The sequence below is a fragment of the Coleofasciculus sp. B1-GNL1-01 genome (genome assembly GCF_040220235.1).
In the GTDB taxonomy this organism is placed as follows: Bacteria; Cyanobacteriota; Cyanobacteriia; order Cyanobacteriales; family Coleofasciculaceae; genus Coleofasciculus.
Genome location: NZ_JAVJTO010000152.1, coordinates 1 through 3,788 on the forward strand (window position 1 = coordinate 1; position 3,788 = coordinate 3,788).

At 41.7% G+C, this 3,788-nt stretch carries 4 protein-coding genes; 3 read left to right on the forward strand and 1 reads right to left on the reverse strand.

The annotated features are described in order from the left end of the window. Nucleotides 1-165: 165 nt before the first annotated feature. The 3 genes from RID53_RS33505 to RID53_RS33515 all read left to right on the forward strand — a co-directional run bounded on the left by RID53_RS33505 (nucleotide 166) and on the right by RID53_RS33515 (nucleotide 2,403). Nucleotides 166-1,122: a PIN-like domain-containing protein gene (locus tag RID53_RS33505; RefSeq protein WP_446392207.1), complete on the forward strand. Its 957-nt coding sequence runs from the start codon at nucleotides 166-168 to the stop codon at nucleotides 1,120-1,122. A 216-nt stretch (nucleotides 1,123-1,338) separates the two neighbouring features. Then, a complete protein-coding gene (locus RID53_RS33510) occupies nucleotides 1,339-1,752 on the forward strand; it encodes a hypothetical protein (RefSeq protein ID WP_446392208.1) in 414 nt (137 codons plus the stop codon). 57 nt (nucleotides 1,753-1,809) lie between these two features. Beyond that, a complete protein-coding gene (locus RID53_RS33515; protein WP_446392209.1) occupies nucleotides 1,810-2,403 on the forward strand; it encodes a sporulation/spore germination protein in 594 nt (197 codons plus the stop codon). Between the two features lie 190 nt (nucleotides 2,404-2,593). On the opposite strand, the gene RID53_RS33520 is transcribed toward RID53_RS33515, so the two are convergent. After that, nucleotides 2,594-3,787 (reverse strand): RNA-guided endonuclease InsQ/TnpB family protein, encoded by a 1,194-nt coding sequence (locus RID53_RS33520; RefSeq protein ID WP_446392210.1) that lies wholly within the window; start codon nucleotides 3,785-3,787, stop codon nucleotides 2,594-2,596. Between the last annotated feature and the right edge of the window lies 1 nt (nucleotide 3,788).

Below are 3,788 nucleotides of genomic sequence, written 5' to 3' on the forward strand. Positions count from 1 at the left end.
CCAAAGCCCTCTTAATTTCTTTGGACTCTTTTGTCTGATTGATAAAATCAGCTAGTTCATCTATAATGTTCATTTTGTGTCCTTTTCCTAGGGATGTATTATTACTATTATATCTGTTGCGACCTATTTAGGGCTGCTATAGAGCGAATCTGGATACCGCATCAAGTGGCGTATGAGTATCAAAAGGAACGTCTTACGGTAATCTCTCAGCAATCCAAACCTTATGATGAAATACGGGAGCTACTGGACGATGAACTGGAAAACCTTAAGAAAAAGTTGGAAGAATATAGCAAACGACACTCATTCACTGATTGTGTTAATTCTAAAAAAATAATCCAAACGATTGAAAGGGCTAATAAACGAGTGTATAAATTTCTGGAGGAAGGAAGAGAAAAATATCCAGACTTATTGCATGTTGATGAATTTAGGGACAAGCTTACTAATCTGTTAGAGGGTAAAGTTGGAAAACCTTACTCAGATGAGAAGTTGGATAAAATTTATAAAGATGCTAAAAAGCGTTTTGAAAAGGCTCAACCTCCTGGATATATGGATGATCGGGGTAAGAATAAAAAAGATGAACCTGAAAAATATGGAGATGTTGTTATTTGGCATCAGTTAATCGATTGTGCAAAATCTCAGAATAAATCTTTGATATTCGTAACAGATGATCAAAAGGAAGATTGGTGGTTAAAGCATCAAGGGAAAACAATTGGCGTCCGACCTGAGTTAGTGCAAGAGATGGTTGAAAAGGCAGGAGTGAATTTTTATTTATATACAGGGGATAAATTTCTAGAGTATGCTAGCAGTTTCCTGAAACTTACTGAGCAACCAGAAGCTATTGAAGAAGCTAGAGAGGTTAGGTTGCAAGATGACATAGATCAAGATAGTCTTGAACAAAAGCAGCGTCCAACTAGATTACCCAACTATAGTAGTTTAGATGACATTCAACGGCAAATCAATCAGTATCCGCCATCAAAAACTTTGATTGATGATCTTAAACGGCAAATCAATCGGTTTGATGACATTCAACGGCAAATCAATCAGTATCCGCCACCAAAAACTTTGATTGATGATCTTAAACGGCAAATAAATCAGTTCCGCAATGGAACAGATTTATTTTAGGGGTTAGGTATTCTGGTTAGTGGGGTATGCTAAATTTTAATCAAATCCACCCTGAAAACCTGCGATCGCGCATTTGTCGGGGCGGGTTTTACCACAAACTTATGTGACTCACCATTTATCTATATAAACCCGCCCCGCTCCCATCCCAGATGTGACAGGTTTATTATATTAGTAAGATATCCTAAATGTGAATTAAATCCACCCCTTTGATGGATGATGAAATACAATCCCCAAAAACACCATCGCCGTTCGATTCGGCTAAAGGGATATGATTATACCCAAACAGGTGCTTACTTTATCACCGTATGTACATGGCAGCGCCAATGTTTATTGGGTGAGGTAATCAATGGGGAAATGCAACTGAGTCGCTATGGCGAAGCCGTCAACTTCAATTGGAATATCTTACCCAAACGTTACGACGGCGTGCAATTAGATGCTTTCATCATTATGCCCAATCATGTCCATGGGATTATTTTTTTACACGATAGCGGTTGGGAGGGGGCGGGTTTAGAAACGTTATTCCCAAAAACCGTTACGTTTTTGGTCAAACCCGCCCCTACAGAATTTATTATGTCAGGTAAACGTGCGATCGCGCTTTCGCTGTTGACCAATTTTGCTCCGGATGAGTAGCCAGTTACCTCGAATCCTATAGTTACGAACATCTACCCGAGGCAATCAGCGTTAACTATGACTCGTATTCACCCCTATTTTCTCCCCGCGATCGCAGGACTGATTATTGCTGGTGTTGGTGGCTGGGGTTGGCTGGCTGCAAATAGTAAAGGAATTCCTGACAATTCCGTCGAAAAGTCTTCTGCATCGTCATCTCCCCCACAAGCAAATCCTGACTCAACCGCCTCACTTGTCGCCCAACCGGATTCTTCGGTTATCCCGGAGGTGAATCCAGCCTCAACGCCTCAACCCGCCGATGCTGTTGAAACCATAACCCTCAACATTTACCGCACTGATAGCCAATGTGAAACCCTTATTCCTGAATCTGTTGCTGTTGCAGCAGAAACTCCGGTAACGGCGTCTGTGGGAAACGTTGTCGCCCAAGTGAGTTCGGGGGATTTGGATTTAGCGGGTTATCGCGTGAATCTCGATAACGGTATCGCTATTATTGATTTGCGCTTATCTCCAGATTCCCAGCGTCAATTTGTTTCCCTTTCAATGTGTGAACAATTGGCATTATTTGGTGGTATCCGCAAAACTTTGTTAGAAAACCCACAACTCAATATTAAAAATGTTCGCTTTACAGATAAAGGACAAGACATTGTTTTTTAATGGTCATTGGTCATTGGTCATTGGTCATTGGTCATTCGTCATTTGTTGAAGATGACTTGCACTTTAATCGGGGCGGGTTTAGTGATATCAGGGTGAAAACCTAACGCTAATGGTAAAACCCGCCCCTACAACAAACGTTTCAATTGCTACCGTGTAGACTAAACTTATAGAAACTTATAGGTTCAGTCTTTCACACTGGATTGACCCGTATTGGCTGCACGGCACAGCTCACTACTCCCTCGGCGGTAAACGCCTCTGGAAGATACTTGCGGATAATTTGGATACTTCCATTGATGTCCGCATTAATCACACGTCCACTCCCGGACTTAAACAAACCTCTCTTGACACGTCTCCCAGCATATTTTGACTGCTTGCAAGGAGGTTCTAGATCGATAGCTGACGTTTTTGACGTGTAACTTTCCTCTATTATGACTACTTTAATACCTGCCAGTTCACACTTGTAAGTTATCTGATCGATTAGCAGAGCATGAGGGATATTGACAAACTTTTGGTTATTGCGTTTGCCCATATTCACCTGTTGTTTCCAACCCTCATTCTTACCAATAACCAGAGTACCAATACCTTGCTGTTTAAGTCGGTTAACAATTAGTCGGCTGGTGTTATGTAGGTAGTTTTCCACAAATCGATTGCGGTGATAGGTGAGAGCCTGTATCCGTTGGCTCGTTCGTCTTTCACCTCTGAGATCGCTTTGGAGTTGGGATTTGAGCTTGTTGTAGTATTGGTTTCGACTCTTCAGTGGTCTTCCATTAACCAACATTGGCTTAAAACCGGGTTGGTTTGACGTTAAAGCCACCAGATTATCCACACCTAAATCAATTCCTGCTACCCACTCTGACTGAATTAACTCAACTTCGGGTGCTTCATAGACAATCTCCAAAATATAGCAGTTACAGCTAGGAACAATCCGCGCCTCGGCAATATTTTCTACCTTAGTCGGAACACTGATGTTACTCATTGATAAGTGGCAACGTCCCTGTTTTAGGTCTGCCTTGTATATGGACTCGTGATGGTAAATGACGATGTTTCGACCTTTAACCTTGTCCTTATATCTAGGAAGGCGGGGTTCACTCTTGTATTTTCCTGGGTGCTTTGACCAGTCTTTCTTCGCCTCCAGATAAGATTTCCAAGTCTCCACCAGCTTTTTAATGATTTGTTTCGAGACTTTGGTTGGCATTGCCCGATAAGACTCACTGTCTTTGACTAAATGGTAGAGCGTTGGTAGGGTATACCGATTCCCCGTCTCAAAGAAGTGTTGACGGCACAAATAGTTAGAGAAGTTGTACAGATTCTTTGACTTAAATGCCAATTTATCTGCCTCCTGCCAATTGGCATGATTTCGGTTGATGATGTGTCTTTCTACCAAT